This is a genomic window from Rhizobacter sp. P2_H3, from assembly GCF_056403355.1.
In genome coordinates, this window is record NZ_JBFUFQ010000024.1 from 1 (window position 1) to 24,932 (window position 24,932).

Below are 24,932 nucleotides of genomic sequence, written 5' to 3' on the forward strand. Positions count from 1 at the left end.
CTTCCAGTTCGGCCTGGGACAGGACCATGTCCTTCGGGAGCGGGCGGTCGCAACGCTCGCACTTCGGGTACCGATTCGTCAGCACGACGAATCCGCAGTGAGGGCATTTTGCGGGGGATGCTGGGCTTGGCATATCGGACCCTGGATGACGGGGATGACGCGAATCATCGGCCGGTATCGGCACGAGGCTGTGGTTCGCTGAGCATGGTGGCTGCGATTGTCGATGAGTCCGTCGCGGGCGATCACCGACTACCCTTCATCGGCAAGCAGTGCATCGTCAGGCCCGATGTGCGTGGGCGATTTCCACGTCGCGTCTCGCATCGACCTTTGCACCAATCCATCGACGCCGAGCATCTGCGCGAAAAGCGCCATGCGAATGGGCACGCCGTTGTCCGTCTGCCTGAAGATGGCCAGACGGGGATCCGAATTGAGATCAACGCTCAGATCGAAAGCGCCGGGCCTGCTGTCGCGCGGCAATGGATGCATGACAACCGTGTCGAGTTTCCCCGTGGCATCGACGATGGCGCGATTGACTTCGAAGCTCTGGTCGTAGCCATCGACCGATTCGTCGGTGAACCGCTCCTTCTGGATCCGGGTGGCATACAAGACGTCTGCGCCCATCACCCCGGTTCGCAAAACGTTGCTCTGCTCCACGACATGCCCGGCACGGGAAGCCATCTCGACGATCTCGGCCGGCATTCCGAGGGAGCGAGGTGAGATCAGCGTGATCTTCAGCCCCCGATGCAGCGCCAGCAGCTTCAGCAAGGAGTGGACGGTCCTGCCGTACTTGAGATCCCCCGCCAGCACCACGTGCGCCCCATCGAGCAACTTGCCGATGCGCGAGAACTCTCGCTGCATGGTGTAGAGGTCCAGCAGGGCCTGGCTGGGGTGTTCGCCGGGGCCGTCGCCGCCATTGATGATGGGGATGTTGGTCGCTTTCGCGAACTCCGCGACGGATCCTTGATCGGGGTGCCGGATGACGAGCGCATCGACATAGCCACTGATGACACGGCTGGTGTCGTAGAGGGACTCACCCTTGGCCATCGAGGAGAACGTGAACCCGGTGGTGTCGCAGACCGAGCCCCCCAGGCGGCAGAAGGCCGCGCCGAAGCTCACCCGCGTGCGGGTGCTGGCCTCGAAGAAGAGGTTCCCCAGCACGGCTCCCTCGAGCACGCGCGTGACCTTCTGGCGCCGAGCAATGGGCTGCATGACGTCGGCCAGGGCGAACAGTGACTCGACCGACTCGCGAGTGAACTGGGACACCGACAGGAGGTGCTTGGCCACGGGCCAAGGCGCGAGTGCCGAGGTGTCTGCGTTATATGCGCTTTGCGTACTTCTCTCACTGCCTTCGGTTCTTGAAAGAATCTCGCCCACGAAGCGCCTGACGATCTCCGGCATGGCACGAAATTCGGCGGATTCATCTGGCAGAAGCCAGGTGTCGAGAGCGCGCTTTCGGCTGCCGATGCGTTCGGCAAAGGCCTCGCGTGTCATGTTCAGGCGACGCATCGCGTCGCGCAAGAGAACCTGCTGGGCTTGAGTCATGGCCCGAGATTGTATGCGCAATGCGTATTTGTTCGGTGTCACGCCGGCGAGTGCGACGCGGGTGTCGATGCGCGCGATTCGGCCACGGCAGGGTGCACCCAGCGGGCCAGCGTCGCGAACATCTCCTCCAGCCGGATCGGCTTCGTGATCTGGTCGTTCATTCCCGCCGCGAGCACCTTGTCGCGGTGTCCGACCATCGCGTTGGCGGTCATCGCGATGACCGGCAGATCGCGCCACTGTGCCTGCTGGCGCAGCGCGCGCGTCGTGGCATAGCCATCCATCACCGGCATCTGGCAGTCCATCAGCACGGCGTCGAAACGCTCCCGGCGCAGCATCTCGAGCGCCGCCTGGCCATCGCCGGCGACGCTGACGACGATGCCGGCGCAGCTCAGCACCGCCAACGCGATCTCCTGGTTGATGGCGTTGTCTTCGACCAGCAGGACGCGTGCACCGCGCAGGCCGGGCCACTGATCGGCAAGCGCTTCTTCAGGCCGTGCGCTGCGCGTGGCGTGCCGCAGCGCCCGGTCGGGCGGGGCGGCCGGCTCCTCATGGAGCCAGGTCAGGTCCAGCGTGGCGGCGATCGCGTCCAGAAGGGCCTTCAGATCGACGGGCTTGTTGATGAAGGCATTCGCGCCCACCTCGCGGCAGCGCGCCTGCGTTTGTGCACTCGCGTTGGCCGACGCGGCAATGACAGGCAGCCTGGCGCCTTCCGGCAAGAGCCGCAGCCGCCGTATCGCCTCGAAGCCGTCCATCACCGGCATCACGAGGTCCATCACGATCAGGTCGGGCCGGAACCTGGCCACCGCGGCGAGCGCCTCTTCGCCATTGCCGGCGTCGGCCATTTCGAAGCCCAGCGCGCCCAGGGCATCGAGCAGCATCGCGCGCCCCTGCGGCACGTCGTCGACCACCAGGATCCTGCGGCGTGCCCCTTCGTAGCCGATCGCCGCGCCACGCGCAGGCTGCGCCTGAACCTGGGTCTGCAGCGCCGGCACCTCGATCTCGAACGCGAAGACGCTGCCCTCGCCCGGCCGGCTGCTCACCTGGATGTCGCCGCCCATCAGGCGGATCAGCTGTCGGCTGATGGCCAGGCCCAGGCCGGTGCCACCCTCGCGTCGCTCGACGTCGGCCACCTGCTCGAAGGGCCGGAACAAGCGCGCCAGTTGCGCCTCGCTCATGCCGATGCCTTCGTCTTCCACGTCGAAGCGCAGGCGCGCCATCGCATCGGCCTCGGCGCCGGTCCCCGGTGACGGCAAGCGCGTCGCGCGCAGCGTCACCTGCCCGGTGTCGGTGAACTTGACCGCATTCGACAGCAGGTTGAGCAGCACCTGGCGCAGTCGCCGCTCGTCGACGCGTATCGTGGCCGGCAGATCCGGCGTCGCTTCGTAGACGAACAGCAGGCTCTTCTCCTCCGCCTTGACGCGGATGATGTCGCCCACCACCTGCAGGAACACCGGCAGGTTGACCTCGGTGGGATACAGGTCGAGCTTGGCCGCGTCGATGCGCGACAGATCGAGGATGTCGTTGATGAGCGTGAGCAGGTGCTGCCCGCTCTCGTCGATGATCTTCAGCCCCCGGGCCTGCCGCTCGGTCAGGGTCGTGTCGCGTTGCAGGATCTGCGCGAAGCCCAGGATGCCGTTCAGCGGCGTGCGCAGTTCATGGCTCATCTGCGCCAGGAACTCGCTCTTGGCGAGGCTTGCCAGCTCCGCCGCCGCGCGCGCATCGCGCTCGATCAGGGCTTGTTTGCTCGCGGTCTGATCGAGCACGAAGCCCACGGCCTGCTCCGACCCGGGCTCGGGCAATGCAACGCCGACCAGGACCGGTACCCGGCTGCCGTCCTTGCGAACGTATTCCTTCTCGTAGGGCCTGCAGGCACCCAGCGTGCGAACTTCCACCAGGGCCTGTTCGGTCGCGTCGCGGTATTCCGGCGGTGTCAGCGTCGCGCGATGGATGCGCCCCTCGCGCAGATCGTCGCGGTCGTAGCCGACGATGCGCAGGTAGGCATCGTTGGCCTCGATGACACGGCCCTCCAGGTCGAAGAAGACGATGCCGGCGAGGTTGGAATCGATCATGTGCTGCAGGCGCGCCTGGCCCGAACGCAGCGCCGCGTCGCTGCGTTCGAGATCGGCGACGCGCTGCTGCAGCGTGCCGACGAGCTCGCGCACCCGTGCGGCCATCTGCGCGAAGGCGCGCGTCAGCACGCCGACCTCGTCGGGCCGTGCCGCCGCGGGCAGGGGCGTGTCGAGATCGCCTTGGCGGATCGCATCCGCCGCCTGCGCCAGGGCGCCGATCGGCCGCACGATGCCGTGCGTCATCCGCAGTGCGATGGCGATCGCCAGCAGCAAGGCCACCGCGGCCACCATCACGATGACGTTGCGCGTGTGGCCGACCTCGGCGAGGATCGCATCGAGCGACTGCTCGTCGATCAGTGTCCACAGCACGCTGCTCTGCCCGGGCGGCCGGATGCGCGCGAACACCTGCAGGGTTTCCGGCCGATCGGCGGACGCGTACAGCGTGCCGGCCGACTGGGCCAGGATGACCGCCGCATCGTGCGGACGCTCGCTGCGCAGCGACACGCCGTCGCCGCGCAGGTGGGCGAAGCGGTGTGCAGGATCGGGGTGCAGCAGGTAGTGCCCCTGCCGGTCGACGACATAGGTGGCGGCCGCGGCGGCGGCGGATGCCTCGAGCGTGCCCAGCACCGGTGCCACCAGCGCGTCCAGCACGACCACGCCGTCGAGCAGTCCGCTGTCGCTCTGCAGCGCCGTCGCATAGCGCAGCACCGGCCTGACGGGATCGTGGGCGCCCGGCGCTAGCAGCGCGAGCTCCGAGATGTAGGTCGATTCCTGGCCGGGAATCGCTCGCAGCTGCAGCGCGCCCGCGAAATACAGCTCGGCCGAGCGATCCGCCAACTCGCTGGGCGGTACCACCGCCGGCACGCCGGCGCTGACACGCGCGCAACTCGCCTCGTGGCCGCTGCTGTCGAGCAGGCACAGGCGGCTGTAGCGCTCGCCCCAGCGCTTGAGCAAGGCGGCGAAGTAGCGCTCCACCTCCCGCGCGACGCTCGCGCGCCCGGCGCCCGGTGCCGCATTCAGGTAGCGGCGCAAGACGGACGCCTGGGCGATCACCTGCAGATCGGTGCCGATGTCGGTGAGCTGACGGTTGGCGGCCGCCGCGCGCACGCCGGCGCCGCGCAGGCCCTCGTCGCGGGCCATCTGGATGATCAGCTCGCTGCTGCGGCTGAGGCTGTAGACGGAGATGATCGCGGTGGGCAACAGGATCACGGCGACGAACGCAGCGATCAACTGGTGCCGCAGACCCAGGCCCGACCAACGCGGCATCACGCGGGCCCCCTCTGCGACGCATTCATGCGTGCCAGGCCCTCACTTGGCCGAGGCCGTGAACAGCGCATCGGCCTGTTGCTGGGCGCGTGCGGCAGCCTGCTCAGGCGTCGACTCGCCGCGCAGCATGTCGTGGTACACGCCGCCCAGAATGTCGGCCAACGCCGACCACTGCGGCACCGCGGGGCGCATCCAGTCGTCGAGCTGGCCGGCGCTGCCCAGCCGTGCGACGGCCTGGAAGGCCGGGTAGCGCTGCGCAAGCGCGGGGTCGCGCATCACCGAGTAGCGGGGCATGCCACCGTTGCCTTGCTGCGCCAGCCAGCGCTCGATCTCGCTGCCCGTCAGCCAGGCGAGGAACGGCCACGCGATGTCACGCCGCGCGCCGATGTTGGCGGGAATGCCCAGGCTCCAGGTGCCGATCGACGTGACCGGCTTGGCTCCCGGCGCGTGCGGCGCGGCCTCGTAGCTGACCCGTCCGGCGACCTGCGAGCCGGGGTCTTCCTCGACCAGGTAGCTGCGCGCCGCCCATTCGTAGGCCATCACGCAGCCGCCCTTGGCGAAGCGCACCGGCCGCTGGTCCCAGGCCATGTTCAGCACGTCGGGCGGCGAAAACGGCAACAGGCTCTGCGCAAAGCGCGCTGCGGCGATGCCGCGCTCGGTGTTCAGGCTCGGCCGCCCACCGGCGTCGAGCAAGGGCTGGCCGAAGGCCGCGTAGAAATGCGCCATTTGCTGGCCGAGCGCCTGGCCGCGCTGGCCGTTCCAGCAAATCCCGAACTGGCCCTGCGCCGGTTGCGTGAAGCGCTTCGCCGCCGCCAGCAACTCGTCGGTGGTCTGCGGCGCGGCCAGGCCGGCCTTCTCGAACAGGTCGCGGCGGATCCACAGCAACTCGGGGTGCGGCTGGATCGGCAGGCCGAGCTGTCGGCCCTTGAACTGCCCCTGCCGGTAGCCGATCTCGAGGAAGTCGTCGGGGCGGATCGTCGCCGCCGACGCCTTGATCCAGTCGTTCAGCGGCAGCAACACGCCTGCCGCGCCGTACTCGCCGGCCCACACGCTGTCGAAGCTGACGATGTCGTAGGCCGAGCGCTGGTCGTGCGCATTGAGCAGCGTGAGCCGGCGCACGTCGTCGTAGCCGACCACTTCGATCTCGACGTTGCCCCCGGCGCGTCGACCCAACTCGCGCGCGCCGGCGCGCAGCGCGATGGAGAACGGGTCGCCGACGATCAGCATGCGCACCGTCTGGCCGTGCAGGAAGCCGGCCACCACCGGCGCGGCCGGCGGCAGGTCGGGCTGCGGTTTGTTCGACGTGAAGTACAGGGCAGCAGCCACCAGAGCGGCGGCGCCGATGGCGATCACGGAGACGATGCGCTTGGACATGGACTCGCTCCCGGCTCGTGACGGCGATGTGCTTGCGCGGCGTGCCTATGCCGTCGTGTGGCCCGACCCCTGCACTGATTCTGCGCCCAAATGACATGAGCAGCCCCATCCGAGTGACCGACTCAGTATTCCTCGCAGGCGGCGGGTCAGCATGGTTCGAGCTCACTGATGCCAAGGGCAGGAAGATTGCGGTTGGCGTAGCAGGGCGTGCATTGCTTCCCGACCCGCTGAAGATCCTCGACTTGAACCGCTATCCTCCGCAAGCTTGATGTGAGGACCGTCATCGGCAGGGCCTCTCATGTCGGCAAACCGGCGCTTGCCGCACTCAAGGATCCGGGGTGAATCATGTTGTTTGACCCAGCGCGCCACGAGCCACTGCGGGTGATTCCCTGGGACGAAGACCTCGTCCGGGGCAGCATTCGCCGGATCGTGACAGAGACCGAGGCCCGGTTCACGCCGGAGAGCTGGTGGTCGCCCCACCCGCGTGATCTGGAGCCGGGCGAAGACGCCGCACAGCCCGCAACGCCGCTCTACTACGGCGCCTGCGGTGTGGTGTGGGCGCTGCACCATCTGCAAGATGCGGGCGCCGTTCGCTTGCAGCGCGACTATCGCGACTCTGCACGGCTGGCCGACCTGCTGGCGCGCAACACATCCTGGCTGGGTACCGAGGCGGCTGCGCATGCCGGCTCTTTCATGATGGGGGAGTTGCCCTTTCGCTTGCTCGAATACGCAGCGACGCCGCTGCCGGCCACCGCGGGCCGCTTGTCTGAGCTGATCGCCGCCCACATGGAACACCCAGCGCGCGAACTGATGTGGGGCTCGCCCGGCACACTGCTGGCTTCTCTCTTCCTGCATCAGCGGACCGGCGAAGCACGCTGGGCCGAACTTTTCCGCAGCACGGCGGCGGTGCTGTGGTCGCAGCTCCTTTGGTCCGACGAGTTTGCCTGCCACTACTGGATGCAGGACCTGTATGGCCGCCAGTCCACCTACATCGACGCAGTCCATGGTTTCGTGGCGACCGCTGTACCCCTGATACACGGCCGCCACTTGCTGGACGAGACCGATTGGGGTGCCTGGCAGTCCTGCATCGAAAACACCGTACTGCGCACTGCCACCTGGGAAGGCCAGCACGTCAACTGGCGCGCCGTACTGACGCCGCCGCCCGCCAGACCCTTGCTGATGCAGTACTGCCACGGCGCACCTGGCTTCGTAGTCTGCGTGGCCGACCTGCCGAGCCCTGCGCTGGACGAAGTGCTCGCCGCAGCAGGTGAAGCGGTCTGGGCCGCCGGACCGCTGAACAAGGGCTCCAACTTGTGCCACGGCACCGGCGGCAACGGTTACGCTTTTCTCAAGCTATACCGGCGCACCGGTGATGCGATGTGGCTGCAGCGCGCGCAATCCTTTGCAATGCACGGCATAGCGCAGACTGAGGCCGATGCGAGGCTGTACGGCCAACTGCGCTATTCGCTGTGGACCGGCGACCTTGGCTTCGCCATCTACCTGTGGAACTGCCTGCATGGTCGCGCCGATTTCCCGACGCTGGACCTGTTTTGAAACGCATGACGGCCCATGCGCTCCCCACATCGGGTCTGCGGCGCCACAGCCGGCGCAGCGAACCGCTGCTCGCCCGACTCACGACCGCGTATCGACCGCGATCCAGTTGATTTCCCACGTCACGCCGCCGTCGGCCGAGAACGCCTGCTCGAAGCGGCAGCTGTCGGCGCCGGCCGACTCGATGACGAAGCGCACGAGCACGGGCCGGCCGTTGAATTCCTCCGCGCTGTAGAACACGCCGCGCGGGGTGCCGCCGAATCCACCCGTCATCGCAGCGGCGAGCGTGCCGGACGCGGCGTTGGAGAAGTTGAGCGTCCAGCGCCTGAGCGTCGTGTCGAAGAGCCGCAGCGACAGCCCCTGGATTCGCCCTGCAGGTCCGGAGACGTCGAGCTCGGCGAGGTTCGCGCGACCGCCCAGCACCGGGCTCACGACGGTCGTGCCGGCGTACTCCGCCCAGGCGTCGGATCCGCTCAGCGGCTGCAGGCGGCGCCGGAGCTGCGTGTGCCAGCGACCGTGCTCGAACTCGAAATCATGCGGCGAGCCGACGGGTGTCGCGGGGATGGCCCGCACGGCGCCGGCTGGTGCAGTCGATGGCGGCGCAGGCACGGCGCAGGCGCCGAGGAGCGCCAGCAGGCCGGCGATGCCGTACGAGATCGAACGGGTGGGCAGCTGGATCATGGTTGCAAGGCATCCGACGGTGAGAGGTGACTACACTCGGGCGCACTCTAGCCAGCACCATGGACACCGCCAAGAAGGCACCTGCAGGTAACCGTCCGCGCGTGGCACGTGCCAACGCGATCCCGGGCTGCGCGCTGACGGCTGCGCTGGCCGCCATCGGCGGGCGCTGGAAGCTGTTCGTCGTGTACCGGCTGTCAGACGGCCCGCGGCACTTTGCCGCGCTGCGTCGCAGCCTGCCGGACGTGTCGGCCAAGGTGCTGGCGCAACAACTGCGCGAGATGCAGGCCGATGGTCTCGTGAGCCGGGAGCGCAGCGGGCCGGTGCCGGCCGTCGTGCACTACGCGCTCACGCCGCATGGGCGCTCGGTGCTGCCGGTGGCGGAGGCGATCCGCCATTGGGGCATGGCACATCAGGCTGCGCATGCGGGCCTGGGCCCGGCGGATGGCGTGGTCGTCGATGCGCGTGCGGTGTGTGGTGATGTCGATTCGGGTCTGCCTCGAACGTCGAGTCTGTGATCGGACCTTCAAGGTCCCGTACTCGAGAGGAGAGATCGACCATGAACCCCACCATTTCGGCCTTTGAATCGTCGCCTGACCGCGGCCGCGGGCTCGCGCGCGACATGCGCGTTCGCTGGGCGCTGGAGGAGGCAGGGCAGCCCTACGAGGTCCGCCTGCTTTCCTTCGCGGCGATGAAGGCGCCGGCGCATCGCGCGCTGCATCCCTTCGGGCAGATCCCGACCTATCAGGAAGACGATCTGGTGCTGTTCGAGTCGGGCGGCATCGTGCTGCACATCGCGGAGCATCACGCCGGCCTGCTGCCCGCCGACGCGAATGCCCGGGCCCGTGCGATCACCTGGATGTTTGCCGCGGTCAACACGGTGGAGGTGCCGATCATCGAGTTCCAGAACGCCAAGCTGCTGGAGCGCGACAAGAGCTGGTACGACGAGCGCCTGCCTCTCGTCGTGGAGCGCGTGCGTGTCCGGTTGGGCGAGTTGTCCGATCGACTGGGCGATGCGGAGTGGCTCGATGGTGCGTTCAGCGCGGGCGACCTGATGATGGTCGCGGTGCTGCTCAGGTTGAGGCCGTCGGGGATGCTCGACGAGGACGCCCGGCTTGCCGCCTACGTGGCCCGTGGTGAGGCGCGGCCCGCCTATCAGCGGGCGTTCGCGGCGCAACTGGCGGTGTTCACCGGCAGGTCAGGTTGATTCAGTCGCCATCCCGGTCACGGGCGGGCTGGTGCCATTCCAGCAGGGCTCCGACCCCGCAGCACACGGCGACAACAAGAGCCTGGGCGGCAAGGAGATCTTCGGCTGGAAACAACCAGTGCAACCCGACGGCGATGCCGACGCCGAGGATGCAGCCCGCTGCAGCGCCGGGTGAAGCCAGGAGGGAGAAGAGGTCAAGCATGTTCATGATCGCCTCCTGCCGGGATTTCTTGGGCGGTTGCCTGTCTGACCTCGAATCCTCCGCGTTCCTGAAGAGTCCGAAACAGACAGCAAGGGCACCTCGGTGTCACGCCTTCATCGTTCATGAGCGAGAAATCGGTTCATACAGCTTGATGTCGTAGTGATCGTCAATGATGGCGATGCAGCCGCACTTGCCGCATTTCGCCACGATCTCCGACTGCTTCACGATCTCATCCAGAAACGGATCCAGATCAGTCGACGCGCCCCCTGATGCGGCATCGACAAGCTCCTCAGCGACCAGCAGGTGCACGCCGTTCCCCTCGAAGAGATTCGTGCGGACGATCTCACCGCAACGACACATGAACTTGCTTGCCATGGGATCTTCTACGGCCGAACGCCTTTCAGTTGCACGAGTATGGATTCGTCGCACTCGACGATGCACAGGCTCCCGTCAAATTGCTCGTGAACTTCGCCCGCGACGAGCCTGAGCTCATTCCCGGACAGCAGGAGCCGTACTTCAGCCGTGGCATTCGGACCGTCATGACGGAGTTCAGTGATCTCGATCTCGCCCGCCGGCCACTCCGGAAACTGTCGATCCCGAAAGAGGAATGGAGCATCTTCGTGGGGCTCCGGCGCCTGAATGGCGTCGAGCTCCATCAGGTAGAGCCCGTGAAAACCGGTCCCGTCCTCGAGATGGGACAACAGCCTGAAGACTTGCCCGTTCGCCAACTGCAAGTCGAGATTGACCAGCTGGAGAAACGGAATGCCCGGATCTTCCCAGCGCACATCTTCGGCGACCTCGCCTGCAACCAGCGCCATCTCCGTGCCTTGCCAGCGGGTGACGACACGGCCAGCGAGCGCCGAAATCGGCAGCCACGTTGGTTCTCTCTTCATGGCCTCATTGCCCCTGCGGCGGCTCCCACAGCTCGAGGCGATGGCCCTCCGGATCCAGCACCCAGCCGAACTTTCCGTACTCGGACTCGTCGACCTTGTCGTCCACCGCGCAGCCTTCGGACCGCAATGCGGCGAGCAGCGCGTGAAGGTCATGCACCCGGAAGTTGATCATGAAGCTCGCCGTGCTCGGAGCGAAGTACGAGGTGTCTTCCTTGAACGGACTCCAGGTCGTGGTGCCGGTGCCCATCGGGTTGTCGGGCGTGACCCACTTGAAAGCGACTCCGCCCCAGTCCGCCACCTCCAGCCCGAGGTGCTTGCGATACCACTCGCCGAGCGCCTTCGGATCCTTGGACTTGAAGAAGATGCCGCCGATGCCGGTCACGCGCTTCATGATGTGCCCCTTTGCTGGCGATGGAGTTTGACACGAGCGGGAATCACGACCGGTGCTCGCACGGCGCGCGGGTGATGAACAGGGCCACGGCAAGCGACAGTGTCGACGTCGTCAGCATGACGCCCAGCACCGCAACGCGGGCGTTCGATGCATCGACGACCAGGCCCGAGAGAAACGCGATGATGCCGGCGCCGGTCACGGTCACGGCGGCGGCCAGCCCCGAGGCCGTGCCGGCCAGCTGGGGGCGCAGCGACAGCACTTGCGCATTGGCCACCGGCATCGTCAGCCCGTTGCCCAGGCCCACGAACACGCAGGGGCCGAAGAACGCGAGCGGATGCGCCCAGCCTGCCGCGGCAAGCGCCAGGCCCGCGAGCAGGCCGATGGACGTGAGCGCGCGGCCCGCGAGGATCAGCCTGGTGGCCGCGTGGCGTGCGCCGATGCGCCCGACCACGTAGCTGCCGACGATGAAGCCGGCAGGAACCATCCCCATGTGAAGGCCCAGCGCCGTGCTCGATGTTTCACCCAGCTGTGCCGCCACCAGGGGCGCTCCGCCCAGAAAGACATACAGCGTTCCAATGGCGAAGGCCATGCAAAGCGAACAGGCCCAGAACTGCATCGAGCGGCTCAATTCGGCATAGCCTTTCAATTGCAGTGCGACGGACTGGGTGCGGTGGTGGTTGGTTTCCTTCAGCTGGAACGCCACCAGGTACAGCCCCGCGAGCCCGAGTGCTGCGAACGCGATGAAGTTGGCGCGCCAGCCGAAGTGGGCATCGAGCAATCCGCCGAACGTGGGCCCGATCATCGGCGCCACGGCCCATGCCGACGAGACGTAGCCGATCCGGCTTGCGGCCTGGCCCTCGTGGGAGGTGTCTCGAATGGCGGCGAGCGACACGACGTATCCGGCGATGACGCTGCTCTGGAGCAACCGGCATCCCAGGAAGGTGACGATGTCGTTGGCCAGGCTGCAGCCGATCGATGCCATCGTGAAGATCGCCAGCGCGAGCAGCGCGACGGGCTTGCGCCCGAACCCGTCGGAGAGCGCACCCGCGATCAGGTGCGTGACGGCGGTGGCCACCGCATACCCCGCGATGGCGACATTGACGAGCGCGAAGTCGGCGTGAAGATCCCTGGCGATGGTCGGCAACGACGGCACGAACATGTTGATGGGCAGGACGGCCAGCGCGGAAAGGGGAACCAGGACCGAAAGGCGAGGGGAGGCCTGTGATGGCATGGCGGCTGGACTCCGTGGATGGACCGAGGGGCGGAGGGCCGTGCGGTTGGCGCGACCTGGGTCTGCTCGTGCTGGGTCAAACAGGAGTCATGCGTCGTCGGGCCTGGTGAAGCCGGCGACGTGAAGGCGGGCAGCTTGTCGGCTGCCCGGGTGGGGCGATGTTAGCGAACCGGCGAGCGGCCGTGTGCAGTCAGGCCGGGCTCGATCGCAGCCCGTAGACCTTGTCGCCCACGAAGAGGTACTCGACCCGCATCACCGCATCGCCCTTTTCATCGGCGCCGGTGTAGCCGATGGCGGAGACGCGCGCACCCGGGCGGATCTCGGCGACCTTCCAGGCTTCCATGCGGGTGAGCGGGGCGAGCTCCAGCTCCCAGCGCCGGTCGCTGCGCCTGGGCAGCGTGGCCTTGGCGAGCAGGGCGGGGCCGTCGACGGCGGCACTCTGCGCCGGCAGCGTGCGCCGGGCCAGGTCGGCCGGCAGCTTGAGGCCGGCGGGCAGCTCGATGATCAACTCGGCATGCGGGTTCTGCCACTTGCTGGTGACCACGGTCCCTTCGAGGTACAGCGGGCGGTCCTGGTCGAAGCTGCCCCACCCATGGTGGGCCGACGCGGGGCGCACGATCCAGGGGGCGATGGCGGCGAGAACGGCGAACTGGCGGCGGCTCAACGGCATGGCGGTCTCCGGTGGGTGAAGAAGATGAACGAAGCGGGCGGTGGTCAATAGGCGATCCAGCGGCCGCAGACCACCACGGCGAGCCAGAGGCCAGTGGACACCAGCATCTGTAGCCGTGCCGCCGAGTCGAGTTTGCGCAGCGAGCCGCGCAGATGGAACGCGGCGGCGTTGACCCCTGCGAGCGCCAGCAGGCCCATCTTGACGACGAAGGCGCGGTTGCCGAGCAGTTCGTCGGGCTGCGTGGCGAACATCAGCAAGCCGCTCGCGGCCGCGAGCGAGAAGCCGGCGAGCGCCAGCGTGAGCGACAGCCGGGCCAGCGCGGGGACGGGCAGGGCGGCGGCGCGGCCGAACACGCGCACCTCGAGCGCGATCAGGTTGCCCAGCAGCAGCGCGATGCCGACGATGTGCGCGACCTCGAGCGTGGGGTAGGCCCAGGGGGTGGTCYTCAGGAAGGTGAACATGGGTCTTCAGCCTGGAAGTATGCGGGCGCTACACTCCGGCTGCCCATGGCACGCCGTTCCGCCCTCCGCCTGACGACCACGCTCTTCGTGGTGCTCTCGCTGCTGTTTTCACAGCTTGCGTTGGCGAGCTACGCCTGCCCGGGACAGGGCGACGCCGAAGCGATGGCTGCGATGATGGCCGCGGGTCAGCCGTGCGAAGGCATGGACCGGGAGCAACCCGTGCTGTGCCACCAGCACGCCGCGGGCACGGCCCAGTCGTTCGAAGCCGTCAAGCTTCCCGCAGCGACGCTGCCGGTTGTCGTCCAGGTGCTCGAGTTGCCCGTGGTGCTCGATGCCGCAGAGGCCATCGCATTGCCGATGGCCGCCACTGCGCAGACCCGTCCTCCGCCCGACCCCCTCTTCCTGTCCACGCTCAGGCTTCGCGTCTGACCCCTCCGTCAACTGACCGGCGCTGGTGCGGCTTGCCCGTTCGCCAGCAAACAGCCCGTTTGCTTTCGGAGTTCCCATGTTCACCCATCCCCTGCGCGCGGCCGCCTTGGCCGCGGCCCTGCTGCCGGCCCTGGCCGCCGCGGCACCTCTGACGCTCACCCAGGCGCTCGACCTGGCCCTGCAGCGCTCCGAAGCCGTTCGGTCGGCACGTGCCGGCGTCGCCAGTGCTTCGGAAACGGCCCGCGCAGCGGGTCAGCTTCCCGACCCGACGCTGCGCGCCGGCGTCGACAACCTCCCCGTGACGGGTGCAGACCGCCTCGGCACGACCCGCGACTCGATGACCATGAAGCGCATCGGCATCGGCCAGGAGTGGGTGTCGGCCGAGAAGCGCGCTGCACGCCAGGCTGCGGCCGACGCCACGATCGGCCGGGAGCTCGTTTCGGCCCAGGCCACGGCGGCCGAGGTTCGCCTGCAGACGGTGCTCGCCTACCTCGACGCCTATTTCTGCGGCGAGGCGCTCAAGCTCACGACGCTGTCGGAGCACCACGTCCACGAAGAGTTGGAGGCCGCCAAGGGGCGGCTGTCCTCGTCCGCCGGCAGCAGCCAGGAGGTGCTGGCCTCGACCGGCGCTCAGGGCATGGCCGAGGACGAGTCGGCGCAGGCGAGGCAGCAGCAGGGCGCCGCACGCGTGTCCCTCGAGCGCTGGGTCGGCATCCCGGTGGACGAGCTCGCGGTTCCGGTGGAACCGGCCGCTGTCGACGAGCGAGCCTTCATCGAAGCCCACCCGACGGTCCTGCTGGCGCAACGCGACGTGGAGCTGGCTCGACAGGACGCTGCCGTCGCCGCCAGCAACCGCGGGCCGAACTGGTCCTGGGAGGTCTCCTACGCCCAGCGCACCGGCTATGCCGACATGGTGTCCTTCGGCGTGAGCATCCCCTTGCCGGTGGCGCCCGCTGAACGCCAGGACCGCGAGACCGCTGCAAGACTGGCCTTGATCGAGAAGGCCGAGGCCCATCTCGCGGAGGCGACACGCGCCGCTCAAGCCGAGTACCGCGGCTTGGCCGGCGACGCCCAGCGCCTGACCGAGCGCGTTCAACGCTACCAATCGTCGGTCGTGCTTGCGGCACAGCAACGCACCGCTGCCGCGCTGGCCGGATACCGCTCGAACCAGGTGACGCTGGCGTTGCTGTTCGAGGCACGCCACATGGAGGTCGAGGCCCGGCGAAAGCTGCTCTCGCTGCAGCGCGAGCTCGCGAAGACCCAGGCGCAGCTGGCTTACAAACCCCTCGTCAACGGAGGCGCTCGATGAAGCGTGCTCAAGCCATTGCGCTGTCGGTGCTGGGCGCAGCAGTCCTCGCCGCCGCCGGCTTCTACGCCGGCCGGCACACGAGCGGTGCTGCGGACATGCCGATGGGCGCCGCCCCGGCCGCTTCCAGTCCCGAGGGACGGAAGGTGCTGTACTGGCACGATCCCATGGTCCCGGGCCAACGGTTCGACCAGCCCGGCAAGTCACCGTTCATGGACATGCAGCTCGTGCCTGTCTACGCCGACGAGGCCGGCGACTCCGGCGTCAAGGTCAGTCCGACGGTGCAGCAGAACCTCGGCATCCGGGTCGCGACAGCGCGGAAGGCCCCGGTGTCGTCGTCGTTCGATGCCGTCGGTACGGTGCAGTTCGACGAGCGCCTCGCCGTGGCCGTCCAGACGCGCGTGGCCGGCTTCATCGAGCATCTTGCCGTGCGTGCGCCCATGGAGCGGGTCCGCCAGGGCCAGGTGCTGGCGACCGTGTTCGCCCCCGAGTGGCTCGGGCCGCAGAACGAATGGCTCGCGCTGAAGCGCGCCGGCGTGTCGGAAGACCTCGTGAACGCCGCTCGAGAACGCATGCGCGCCATGTCCATCCCCGACGGGCTCATCCGCCAGAGCGAATCGGCAGGGACGGCGCAAGCACGCTTCCCGCTCAGCGCACCGGTCAGCGGCGTCATCGCAGAGCTCGGGGTGCGTGAAGGCGCGGCCGTTGCTCCGGGCACGACGCTGTTCCGGATCGACGGCCTCGAGAAGGTGTGGGCCGTTGCAGAGGTGCCCGAGGCCCAGGCGATCCGCCTGGCACGCGGCCAGAAGGTCAAGGCGGTTCTGCAAGCCGATGCCTCGCTCGCATTCGAAGGCGAGCTGAAGGAAATCCTGCCGCAGGTGAGCTCGAGCACGCGCACGCTGCAGGCTCGCTTCGAGGTCGACAACAAGGACGCAAAGCTGACGCCGGGGATGCTGCTGCGCCTGCAGGTCATCGGCCCCGGCTCGTCTCGGCTGGTGGTGCCGTCGGAGGCCGTCATCCGCACCGGCAGGCGCGCCATCGTCCTGGTGCGCAGGGAGAACGGCTCCTTCGAGAGCCGCGACGTCGTCCTCGGCCTCGAGGTGGGCGACGACATCGAGGTCACGCAGGGGCTCACGGAAGGTGAGCAGGTCGTGGCCAGCGGCCAGTTCCTCATCGACTCCGAGGCTCGGCTGCGTTCGGTCACGGGCAGCATGAGCGCGCCGGGGGGTGCGAAGTGATTGCCGCACTCATCCGCTGGTCGGTCGGGAACAGATTCCTGGTGCTCCTGGCGACGGTGTTCCTGATCGCAGCCGGTGTCTGGGCTGTCAGGGCCACCCCGGTCGACGCGATTCCGGATCTCTCGGACACGCAGGTCATCGTGCGGACGACCTACCCGGGCAAGCCGCCGCAGGTCGTCGAGGACCTGGTGACGTACCCATTGACGACCACGATGCTCGGTGTCCCGGGGGCGAAGACCGTGCGCGGCTACTCGTTCTTCGGCGACTCGTTCGTCTACGTCCTCTTCGACGACAGGACCGACGCGTACTGGGCACGCTCACGGGTGGTGGAGTACCTCAACCAGGTCCAGGGCAAGCTGCCACCCGGTGCGACCGCGGCCCTCGGGCCCGACGCCACCGGCGTGGGCTGGATCTACGAGTACGCGCTCGTCGACCGGACGGGAAGGAACGACCTCGGGCAGCTGCGCGCGCTGAACGACTGGTTCCTGAAGTTCGAGTTGAAGACGGTCCCCGACGTGGCCGAGGTGGCGAGCCTCGGCGGCATGGTCAGGCAGTACCAGGTGGTGCTGGATCCGGATCGAATGCGGGGATTCGGTGTCACCCAGGCGATGGTGACGGACGCCCTGAAGAACGCCAATCAGGCGTCGGGCGGCTCGGTCGTCGAGATGGCCGAGGCCGAATACATGGTGCGCTCGCGCGGCTTCCTGAGGTCCCTCGACGACTTCCGTGCCATTCCATTGKCGGTGTCGACTGCAACGCCTGTCCTCCTGCGCGACGTGGCGACCGTCCAGGTCGGGCCGGAGATGCGCCGCGGCATCGCCGAACTCGACGGCGAAGGTGAAGTGGCGGGTGGCGTCATCGTGATGCGTTCCGGCAAGAACGCGCGCACGACCATCGAGGCGGTGAAGGCCAGGCTCGCTGCGCTCAAGCCGAGCCTGCCTGCCGGCGTGGAAGTGGTCGAGACCTATGATCGCTCCCAGCTCATCGACGGGGCTGTCGAGAACCTGGGTTCCAAGCTCGTCGAAGAGTTCATCGTCGTGGCCGTCGTGTGCGCCATCTTCCTGTTCCATCTGCGTTCGGCCCTGGTGGCCGTGGTCGCGCTTCCCGTCGGCATCCTCGCGGCCTTCGTCACGATGCACTGGCAGGGCGTCAGCGCGAACATCCTGTCGCTGGGCGGCATTGCCGTCGCCATCGGCGCGATGACGGACGCTTCGGTGGTGATGGTCGAGAACATGGCCAAGCACATCGAGGCGTTCGAAGCGCGGCACGGCCGGGCGTCGACGGTGGCCGAGCGATGGGTGCTCGTGGTCGACTCGTGCGTGGAAGTGGGGCCGGCGCTCTTCTTCTCGCTGCTGGTCATCGCGCTCTCGTTCGTCCCGGTGTTCGCACTCGAGGCGCAAGAGGGGCGCCTGTTCTCGCCGCTGGCGTTCACGAAGACCTGCGCCATGGCTGCGGCCGCGGGTCTCTCCGTCACGCTCGTGCCGGTCCTGATGGGCTACCTGGTTCGCGGCCGCATTCCGGACGAGGCCGCCAACCCCGTGAACCGCTTGCTCATCGCCCTCTATCGGCCGGTGCTCGACACCGTGCTGCGCTTCCCGAAGGCGACGCTGCTGGTCGCTGCGGGCCTGCTCGCCTTGACCGCGGTGCCGGTGCTGCGGCTGGGAGGCGAGTTCATGCCCGCGCTCGACGAAGGCGACCTGCTGTACATGCCGTCGGCGCTGCCCGGACTGTCCGTGTCGAAGGCGGCGCAACTGCTCCAGCAGACCGACCGGCTCATCAAGACGGTGCCGGAGGTCGAGCGCGTGTTCGGAAAGGCGGGGCGCGCGGACACGGCGACGGATCCGGCACCGCTGGAGATGTTCGAGACCACCATCCGCTTCAAGCCGCGCGATCAATGGCGAGCGGGCATGACACCGGACAAGCTGGTGGAGGAACTCGACCGCGTGGTCAAGGTGCCCGGCCTCTCGAACATCTGGGTTCCCCCGATCCGCAACCGCATCGACATGCTGGCGACCGGCATCAAGAGTCCCGTGGGCATCAAGGTCGCCGGCGCGGACCTGGCCGTCATCGATGGCCTGGCGACGCAGATCGAGGCGGCCGTGAAGGGCGTGCCCGGCGTGTCGTCGGCGTTGGCGGAGCGCTTGACCGGAGGCAGGTACATCGACGTGGAGGTGGACCGCCTGGCCGCGGCGCGCCACGGCCTGTCGGTGGCCGACGTGCAGGCGGTGGTGTCGACGGCCATCGGCGGAGAGAACGTCGGCGAGGTTGTCCAGGGGCGTGAGAGGTATCCCGTGAACGTGCGCTATCCGCGCGAGCTTCGCGACTCGTTGGAGCGCTTGCGGGCGTTGCCGTTCGTGACCGGGAAGGGCGCCACCGTGCTGCTGCAGGACGTGGCACGCGTCGCCATCGAAGAAGGGCCTCCCATGCTGCGCAGCGAGAACGCCCGGCTCTCGGGCTGGGTCTACGTCGACGTGCGGGGCCGGGACCTGCGCTCGGTCGTGAACGACATGCAGTCTGCGGTGGCCCGGAAGGTGGCGATGCCGGCCGGCTACGCCGTGTCATGGTCCGGACAGTTCGAGTACCTGGAGCGCGCAACGCAACGGCTGAAGATCGTCGTGCCGATCACGATCGCAGTCATCTTCGTGTTGCTGTACCTGTTGTTCCGCTCGTTCGCGGATGCGGCGCTCGTGATGGCGGCGGTGCCGTTCTCGCTGGTGGGGGGCTTCTGGCTCATCTGGGCGCTGGGCCATTCCGTCTCCGTGGCCACGGCAGTGGGGTTCATCGCGTTGGCAGGCGTCGCAGCGGAGTTCGGCGTCGTGATGCTCATCTACCTGAAGAACGCGCATGCGCGGCGTATCGCTGCCGGCGAACCGGACAACGAAGCAACGCTGCTGGCGGCCGTCCGCGAGGGCGCGGTGCTGCGTGTACGGCCGAAGGCAATGACCGTCGCCGTTGTCATGGCGGGCCTGTTGCCCATCCTGTCCGGCAGCGGTACCGGCTCCGAGGTCATGACCCGAATCGCCGCGCCGATGGTGGGCGGCATGGTGACCGCGCCGCTGCTCAGCATGCTCGTGATTCCGGCGGCCTGGTACCTGCTGCGCCGGCGGCGGTCTGCTCCTCACGCGAACGGCGGCATCCGGTCGAGCAGCTTGTCGAGCGTGATCGGGTAGTCGCGCACGCGCACGCCGGTGGCGTTGCAGATCGCATTCGCGATCGCCGCGCCGACACCGCACAGGCCGAGTTCCCCGACCCCCTTGGCCTTCATCGGTGACGAGATCGGGTCGGTCTCGTCCAGGAAGATCACGTCCTGGTGCGGAATGTCGGCGTGCACCGGCACCTCGTAGCCGGCCAGGTCGTGGTTGACGAAGAAGCCGCGGCGCTTGTCCACCGCGAGCTCCTCCATCAGCGCCGCACCCACGCCCATCGTCATCGCGCCGATGACCTGGCTGCGCGCCGAGATCGGGTTCAGGATGCGCCCGGCCGCGCACACCGCAAGCATCCGCCGCACCCGGGTCTCGGCCGTCGCCGCGTCGACGGCCACGTCGATGAAGTGCGCCGCGAACGTCGACTGCTGGTACTTCTTGTCCAGGTCGCCGTACTCGATGGCATCTTCGGCCGCGAGCCCCTGGGGCCCCGCCGCCTCGCCCAGCGGCACGCTGCGCCCCGCCGTGCGCACGGTCCCGTCGACGAACACCGCATCGGCGGCCGGCATGCCGAGCTTCTTCGCCACCGCCTCGCGCAGCTTCACGCAGGCCGCATACACACCGGCGGTCGAGTTGTTGCCACCCCACTGGCCACCGGAGCCGGCCGACACCGGGTGCAGCGAATCCCCGAGGCGCACCTGCACGCTGGCCAGCGGTACGCCCATCATCTCCGCCGCCGTCTGCGCAATGATGGTGTACGAGCCGGTGCCGATGTCGGTCATGTCGGTCTCCACCGTCACGATGCCGCGGTGGTCGATCCGCACCCGGGCGCCGGATTTCGTCAGCAGGTTGTTCCGAAAGCCGGCCGCCATGCCCATGCCCATCAGCCAGCGGCCCTCGCGCCGCTGCGCGGGCTGCGCGCTGCGGCGTTCCCAGCCGAAGCGCTCGGCCCCCAGGCGCAGGCACTGCACCAGGTTCCGCTGCGAATACGGGCGAGCGGGCTTCTCCGGATCCACCTGCGTGTCGTTGACGATGCGCAACGCCACCGGGTCCATGCCGAGCTTCTCGGCCATCTCGTCGATGGCGATCTCCAGGGCCATCAGGCCGGGCGCCTCGCCCGGGGCACGCATCGCATTGCCTTCCGGCAGGTCGAGCACGGCCAGGCGCGTGGTGGTCAGGCGATTGGCCCCGGCATACAGCAGGCGCGTCTGGTTGACGGCCGTCTCCGCCTGGCCGCCGGGGAGGTCGCCCGACCAGCCCTCGTGCGCGATGGCGGTGATCCTGCCGTCGGGCAGCGCGCCGATGCGGATGCGCTGGATGGTGGCGGGCCGGTGCGTGGTGTTGTTGATCATCAGCGGCCGCTGCAGTGCGACCTTCACCGGCCGGCGCACCGCGCGCGCGCCGAGCGCGGCCAGCACCGCGTCGGCGCGCACGAAGAGCTTTCCGCCGAAGCCGCCGCCGATGAACGGCGACACCAGGCGCACGTTGTCCTTGGGGATCCCGAGCGTCTTCGCGAGATCGCCGACGCTCCAGGCAATCATCTGGTTCGAGGTCCAGACGGTGAGCTTGTCGCCGCGCCACAGGGCGGTGGACGCATGCGGTTCCATCATCGCGTGCGATTGGTCGGGTGTGGTGTACGTGGCGTCGAGCTGCGCCGGCGCGGCGGCATAGGCGCCATCGAAGTCGCCGACCTTGGATTGCGCAGGCCCACCGAACGCCGTCGGCTTCGGCATCGGTGCCCCGGCCTTCTCCGCGGACAGGTCGTACTTGCCTGCCGCCGGCGTGTAGCGGATGCGCACCCGCTGCGCGGCGGCACGCGCCTGCTCGAAGGTTGTCGCCACCACCAGCGCGACCGCCTGGTGGTAGTGGTCGATGTCCGGCCCGCCCAGCAACTTGGCGGTGTTGAACGAGCCCTTGCCGAGCTTGCCGGCGTTGCGCGCCGTGACGATCGCCAGCACACCGGGTGCCGCGCGCGCGGCGCGCAGGTCCATCGACGCGATCCGTCCCTTGGCGATGCCGGCACCGACGACGCAGCCGTACACCGCATCGGGTGCCGCGTCGTGGCGTTCATAGGCATAGGGGGCGGTACCGGTCGTCTTCAACGGGCCGTCGATGCGTGGCGTCGGCTGTCCGACGACCTTGAGCTGGTCGATCGGATTGGTGGTCGCGGGGGTGTCGAATTTCATGAGCCTTCCCTTGTGTCAGGAGGTTCTGGCCTGGGCCAGCACCGCGGCGAGCGTGCGCTCTGCCAGCACCACCTTGAATGCGTTGTCGTTCGTCGGCCTGGCGTCGGCCAGCAGCCGTGCGGTGGCGGCCTTTGCGCCCTGCGGCAGGGCGGCGTCGGCCGCGGCATCGCGCCAGGGCTTGTGGGCGACGCCGCCGAGCGCGACGCGCCCGGCGCCGTCGCGCTGGATCACCGCGGCCACCGAGACCAGCGCGAAGGCGTAGGACGCCCGATCGCGCACCTTGCGGTACAGGTGCGTGCCGCCGAGCGGCGGGGGCAGCGTCACCGCGGTGATCAGTTCGTTGCGCTCCAGCGTGGTGTCGATGTGCGGCGTGTTGCCCGGCAGGCGGTGGAAATCGGCGATCGGAATCACCCGGGTGCGCCCGTCGGGCCGCACCGTTTCGATGCCGGCGTCCAGCAACCGCATCGCCACCGCCATGTCGCTCGGGTGGGTGGCGATGCAGGCCTCGCTGCCGCCGACCACCGCGAGCGATCTGCTGAAGCCGCCGATCGCGCTGCAACCGCTGCCCGGCTGGCGCTTGTTGCAGGCCTGGTCGGTGTCGTAGAAGTACGGGCAGCGGGTGCGCTGCAGCAGGTTGCCGGCGGTGGTGGCGCGGTTGCGGAGCTGGCCCGAGGCACCCGACAGCAAGGCGCGCGACAGCACGCCGTAGTCGCGGCGCACGCGTTCGTCGGTGGCCAGCGCCGTGTTGCGCACCAGCGCGCCGATGCGCAGGCCGCCGTCGGTGGTCGGCTCGATCTTGTCCAGGCCCAGGCCGTTCACGTCGACCAGGTGCACCGGCGACTCGATCTGCAATTTCATCAGGTCGAGCAGGTTGGTGCCGCCGGCAATGAACTTCGCGCCGGGGTGGCGTTCGACGGCGGCCGCCGCCTCGGCCGGCGCGGTGGCGCGCTCATAGGTGAAGGGGTTCATGTGCGCACCCCCGCGACCTCGGAGATCGCCTCGACGATGTTGGAGTACGCGCCGCACCGGCAAATATTGCCGCTCATCCGTTCGCGCAACTCCTCGGCCGACAACAGCGGCCGCTCGGACAGGCTGGCACTCACGTGGCTCGGCACGCCGCGGCGCAGCTCGTCGAGTGCGCCGACCGCCGAGCAGATCTGTCCGGGCGTGCAGTAGCCGCATTGGTAGCCGTCGTGCTTGATGAAGGCGGCCTGCAGCGGATGCAGCTGGGTGGGCGTGCCCAGCCCCTCGATCGTGGTGACCTTGGCGCCCTGGTGCATGACCGCCAGCGTCAGGCACGAGTTGATGCGCTCGCCGTCGACCAGCACGGTGCAGGCGCCGCACTGGCCGTGATCGCATCCCTTCTTGGTGCCGGTCAGGTGCAGATGCTCGCGCAGCGTGTCGAGCAGGCTGGTGCGGTTGTCGAGCGCCAGCGTGTGTGGCGTGCCGTTGACCTCGAGCGTGACGCTCGAACTCGGCACCGAGGTGGCGGGGTTCGCCTGCGGCGCGGGTGCATCGGCGGCTGGCGCGCCGTGGACCGGCGCGCTGACCGCGGCCGCCGACGCGGCGCCCACGATCAGCACGTCGCGGCGTGAAATTGCGATCTCGTCAGAACTGCCCATCTCGTGGCCTCCTGCTGCGGTGGGTGGGGGTCGTTCGGAGATGCGGGCAAGCGGGATGCCCGGTGCGAGATCCAGACTTTGATGCACCGTGCTCCCGATCCGGACTACAAAGCCTGGCGGCGGTCGTCGCCGCGCCACCTTCGGGAGAGCCTCATGAAGCATCGATTCGCGCGGCTGCTGGGCGCTGTCGCCACCGGCGCATGCCTGTCCAGTGCGGCCTTGTCATCTCACGCCCTGGAGTACAGCGTCACCGACCTCGGCACGCTGGGTGGCATGTGGCAGCACTCGTATGCCACCGGCATCAACAACAGCGGCCAGGTGGTCGGCTACGGCTACGACCTCGGGCAGCTGTACGCCGGCAATTCCGTCTACGGCAACTACCAGGCCTTCGTGACGGGCGTGAACGGCACGGGCCTGGCGGCGATCCCGACCTTGGCCAGCGGCAACTGGAGCAAGGCGACCGGCATCAGCGACAACGGCTGGGTGGTGGGCACTTCGGCCACAGCACCCGGCAACGAAGATGAGAACCCTGCCGTGGGCAGCCCTCGCGCCTTCGTCTATCGGGCCGACGGCAGCATCGCGCCGCAGGCGCTCGCGACGCCCGGAACGCACAGCTTCGGCAACGGCATCAACAACAGCGGGCAAGTGACCGGCTCGTACGCCACGGCGGCGGGCACGCAGCGTGCCTTCGTGACGCAGGCGGGCGGCGCGGCCGTCGTGGAGCTCGGCACGCTGGGCGGCGCCAATTCCATCGGCACCGGCATCAACCAGTCCGGCAAGGTGGCCGGTGTCTCCACGGTGGCGGGCGGCCGCGAGGATTCGTTCAATTTCGGGACCACCCGCGGCTTCATGACGAACACCCAGGATGGCGCTCCCTACGGCGTGATGGCACCGATCACGATCGCCGGTTCGGATCCGACGAGCCCGTACCACACGTCGAAGGCCGCCGGCATCAACGACAACGGCCAGACCGTGGGCACGACCGAGGCCGACTACTACACCGACGCATCGGCCTTCGTCGCCGGGCCGGATGGCATCGGCCGCAGGCTGAACATCCATGACATGGGCGAGTTCGAGATGGGCGGCGCCTGGCAGCTGACCAGCCGCGGGCTGTCGATCAACAACTCGGGACAGGTGGGCGGCAGCTACTTCTGGACCGTCAACATGATGGACCACGCCTTCATCACCGGCGCCAACGGCTACGGATTGGTGGACGTGAACACGCTGTCGTTCAACAATCTGGCGGCCGGGGTGCGCGATTGGTTGTTCGTCAACGTGACCGGCATCAACGACCTCGGGCAGTTCGTGGCCAACGGCGACAACGGGCGCGCCTACCTGATCTCGCCCGTGCCGGAGCCGGCCACCGTGCTGCTGATGTTGTGCGGGTTGGGTGTCGTGGCCTGGCGTCGGATACTGAAAGAGCACGCCTGAACATCGACCTACCTGCTCGCGGCAACCACCTTGCCGTCGACA

23 protein-coding genes are annotated in these 24,932 nt (G+C 68.4%); 9 read left to right on the forward strand and 14 right to left on the reverse strand.

Annotated elements, in window-relative coordinates:
* Positions 1 to 249: 249 nt before the first annotated feature.
* From AC1D1T_RS07310 to AC1D1T_RS07320, 3 genes are read right to left on the reverse strand one after another with little or no spacing between them, the layout of a single operon-like run.
* Positions 250 to 1,542 (reverse strand): aspartate carbamoyltransferase, encoded by a 1,293-nt coding sequence (locus tag AC1D1T_RS07310; RefSeq protein ID WP_477826763.1) that lies wholly within the window; start codon positions 1,540 to 1,542, stop codon positions 250 to 252.
* Positions 1,543 to 1,580: 38 nt separating this feature from the next.
* Positions 1,581 to 4,877, reverse strand: a complete 3,297-nt coding sequence (locus AC1D1T_RS07315) for a response regulator (protein ID WP_477991695.1) — start codon at positions 4,875 to 4,877, stop codon at positions 1,581 to 1,583.
* A 42-nt stretch (positions 4,878 to 4,919) separates the two neighbouring features.
* On the reverse strand, positions 4,920 to 6,251 hold the full coding sequence (locus AC1D1T_RS07320; RefSeq protein WP_047508694.1) for an ABC transporter substrate-binding protein: 1,332 nt from the start codon (positions 6,249 to 6,251) through the stop codon (positions 4,920 to 4,922).
* A gap of 95 nt (positions 6,252 to 6,346) precedes the next feature.
* On the opposite strand from AC1D1T_RS07320, the gene AC1D1T_RS07325 reads away from it, so the two are divergent.
* Positions 6,347 to 6,520 carry a hypothetical protein gene (locus AC1D1T_RS07325; RefSeq protein ID WP_477827561.1) on the forward strand — a complete coding sequence of 58 codons (174 nt, stop codon included), beginning with the start codon at positions 6,347 to 6,349 and terminating at the stop codon, positions 6,518 to 6,520.
* A 76-nt stretch (positions 6,521 to 6,596) separates the two neighbouring features.
* The gene (locus AC1D1T_RS07330) at positions 6,597 to 7,805 is read left to right on the forward strand and encodes a lanthionine synthetase C family protein (RefSeq protein WP_477827560.1); all 1,209 of its coding nucleotides are present in this window, start codon (positions 6,597 to 6,599) and stop codon (positions 7,803 to 7,805) included.
* 78 nt (positions 7,806 to 7,883) lie between these two features.
* Here the strand turns inward: AC1D1T_RS07330 and AC1D1T_RS07335 are convergent, their stop codons facing one another.
* Complete coding sequence (locus tag AC1D1T_RS07335) at positions 7,884 to 8,483, reverse strand: hypothetical protein (RefSeq protein WP_477827559.1); 600 nt, start codon at positions 8,481 to 8,483, stop codon at positions 7,884 to 7,886.
* Between the two features lie 59 nt (positions 8,484 to 8,542).
* On the opposite strand from AC1D1T_RS07335, the gene AC1D1T_RS07340 reads away from it, so the two are divergent.
* Both AC1D1T_RS07340 and AC1D1T_RS07345 read left to right on the forward strand, forming a co-directional pair.
* On the forward strand, positions 8,543 to 8,998 hold the full coding sequence (locus AC1D1T_RS07340) for a winged helix-turn-helix transcriptional regulator (protein ID WP_477827558.1): 456 nt from the start codon (positions 8,543 to 8,545) through the stop codon (positions 8,996 to 8,998).
* A gap of 41 nt (positions 8,999 to 9,039) precedes the next feature.
* Positions 9,040 to 9,687, forward strand: a complete 648-nt coding sequence (locus AC1D1T_RS07345) for a glutathione S-transferase family protein (RefSeq protein ID WP_465111998.1) — start codon at positions 9,040 to 9,042, stop codon at positions 9,685 to 9,687.
* Between the two features lies 1 nt (position 9,688).
* On the opposite strand, the gene AC1D1T_RS07350 is transcribed toward AC1D1T_RS07345, so the two are convergent.
* From AC1D1T_RS07350 to AC1D1T_RS07380, 7 genes are all read right to left on the reverse strand, one after another.
* Positions 9,689 to 9,895: a hypothetical protein gene (locus tag AC1D1T_RS07350; protein WP_477827664.1), complete on the reverse strand. Its 207-nt coding sequence runs from the start codon at positions 9,893 to 9,895 to the stop codon at positions 9,689 to 9,691.
* 114 nt (positions 9,896 to 10,009) lie between these two features.
* Entirely contained in the window at positions 10,010 to 10,264 is a 255-nt protein-coding gene (locus AC1D1T_RS07355; protein ID WP_477827663.1) for a DUF8617 domain-containing protein, read from the reverse strand.
* Positions 10,265 to 10,272: 8 nt separating this feature from the next.
* Entirely contained in the window at positions 10,273 to 10,782 is a 510-nt protein-coding gene (locus AC1D1T_RS07360) for a hypothetical protein (RefSeq protein ID WP_477827662.1), read from the reverse strand.
* Positions 10,783 to 10,786: 4 nt separating this feature from the next.
* A complete protein-coding gene (locus AC1D1T_RS07365) occupies positions 10,787 to 11,173 on the reverse strand; it encodes a VOC family protein (protein WP_477827661.1) in 387 nt (128 codons plus the stop codon).
* A 43-nt stretch (positions 11,174 to 11,216) separates the two neighbouring features.
* Positions 11,217 to 12,404, reverse strand: coding sequence for an MFS transporter (locus tag AC1D1T_RS07370; protein ID WP_477827660.1), 1,188 nt, complete (start codon positions 12,402 to 12,404; stop codon positions 11,217 to 11,219).
* Positions 12,405 to 12,594: 190 nt separating this feature from the next.
* The gene (locus AC1D1T_RS07375; RefSeq protein WP_477827659.1) at positions 12,595 to 13,074 is read right to left on the reverse strand and encodes a DUF6152 family protein; all 480 of its coding nucleotides are present in this window, start codon (positions 13,072 to 13,074) and stop codon (positions 12,595 to 12,597) included.
* Between the two features lie 44 nt (positions 13,075 to 13,118).
* On the reverse strand, positions 13,119 to 13,535 hold the full coding sequence (locus AC1D1T_RS07380) for a hypothetical protein (RefSeq protein ID WP_477991696.1): 417 nt from the start codon (positions 13,533 to 13,535) through the stop codon (positions 13,119 to 13,121).
* Positions 13,536 to 13,580: 45 nt separating this feature from the next.
* Here AC1D1T_RS07380 and AC1D1T_RS07385 point away from each other — a divergent pair, with 45 nt between their 5' ends.
* The 4 genes from AC1D1T_RS07385 to AC1D1T_RS07400 all read left to right on the forward strand — a co-directional run bounded on the left by AC1D1T_RS07385 (position 13,581) and on the right by AC1D1T_RS07400 (position 19,678).
* On the forward strand, positions 13,581 to 13,964 hold the full coding sequence (locus AC1D1T_RS07385) for a hypothetical protein (protein WP_477827192.1): 384 nt from the start codon (positions 13,581 to 13,583) through the stop codon (positions 13,962 to 13,964).
* 76 nt (positions 13,965 to 14,040) lie between these two features.
* Positions 14,041 to 15,273, forward strand: a complete 1,233-nt coding sequence (locus tag AC1D1T_RS07390) for a TolC family protein (protein ID WP_477991697.1) — start codon at positions 14,041 to 14,043, stop codon at positions 15,271 to 15,273.
* Positions 15,270 to 16,508, forward strand: coding sequence for an efflux RND transporter periplasmic adaptor subunit (locus tag AC1D1T_RS07395; protein WP_477991698.1), 1,239 nt, complete (start codon positions 15,270 to 15,272; stop codon positions 16,506 to 16,508). The genes AC1D1T_RS07390 and AC1D1T_RS07395 overlap by 4 nt, the downstream gene beginning before the upstream one ends.
* Positions 16,505 to 19,678 (forward strand): efflux RND transporter permease subunit, encoded by a 3,174-nt coding sequence (locus AC1D1T_RS07400; RefSeq protein WP_477991699.1) that lies wholly within the window; start codon positions 16,505 to 16,507, stop codon positions 19,676 to 19,678. Before AC1D1T_RS07395 ends, AC1D1T_RS07400 begins: the two co-directional genes overlap by 4 nt.
* Here the strand turns inward: AC1D1T_RS07400 and paoC are convergent.
* Genes paoC through paoA form a run of 3 tightly spaced genes read right to left on the reverse strand, consistent with a single transcriptional unit; the run spans position 19,627 to position 23,459 of the window.
* On the reverse strand, positions 19,627 to 21,837 hold the full coding sequence (gene paoC, locus AC1D1T_RS07405; protein WP_477827276.1) for an aldehyde oxidoreductase molybdenum-binding subunit PaoC: 2,211 nt from the start codon (positions 21,835 to 21,837) through the stop codon (positions 19,627 to 19,629). The two genes, AC1D1T_RS07400 and paoC, sit on opposite strands and share 52 nt — an antisense overlap.
* Positions 21,838 to 21,852: 15 nt before the next feature.
* A complete protein-coding gene (locus tag AC1D1T_RS07410) occupies positions 21,853 to 22,806 on the reverse strand; it encodes an FAD binding domain-containing protein (RefSeq protein ID WP_477991700.1) in 954 nt (317 codons plus the stop codon).
* Positions 22,803 to 23,459, reverse strand: coding sequence for an aldehyde dehydrogenase iron-sulfur subunit PaoA (gene paoA / locus AC1D1T_RS07415; protein ID WP_465112011.1), 657 nt, complete (start codon positions 23,457 to 23,459; stop codon positions 22,803 to 22,805). Before paoA ends, AC1D1T_RS07410 begins: the two co-directional genes overlap by 4 nt.
* A gap of 153 nt (positions 23,460 to 23,612) precedes the next feature.
* Here paoA and AC1D1T_RS07420 point away from each other — a divergent pair, with 153 nt between their 5' ends.
* Positions 23,613 to 24,890 carry a DUF3466 family protein gene (locus tag AC1D1T_RS07420; protein WP_477991701.1) on the forward strand — a complete coding sequence of 426 codons (1,278 nt, stop codon included), beginning with the start codon at positions 23,613 to 23,615 and terminating at the stop codon, positions 24,888 to 24,890.
* Positions 24,891 to 24,932 lie beyond the last annotated feature (42 nt).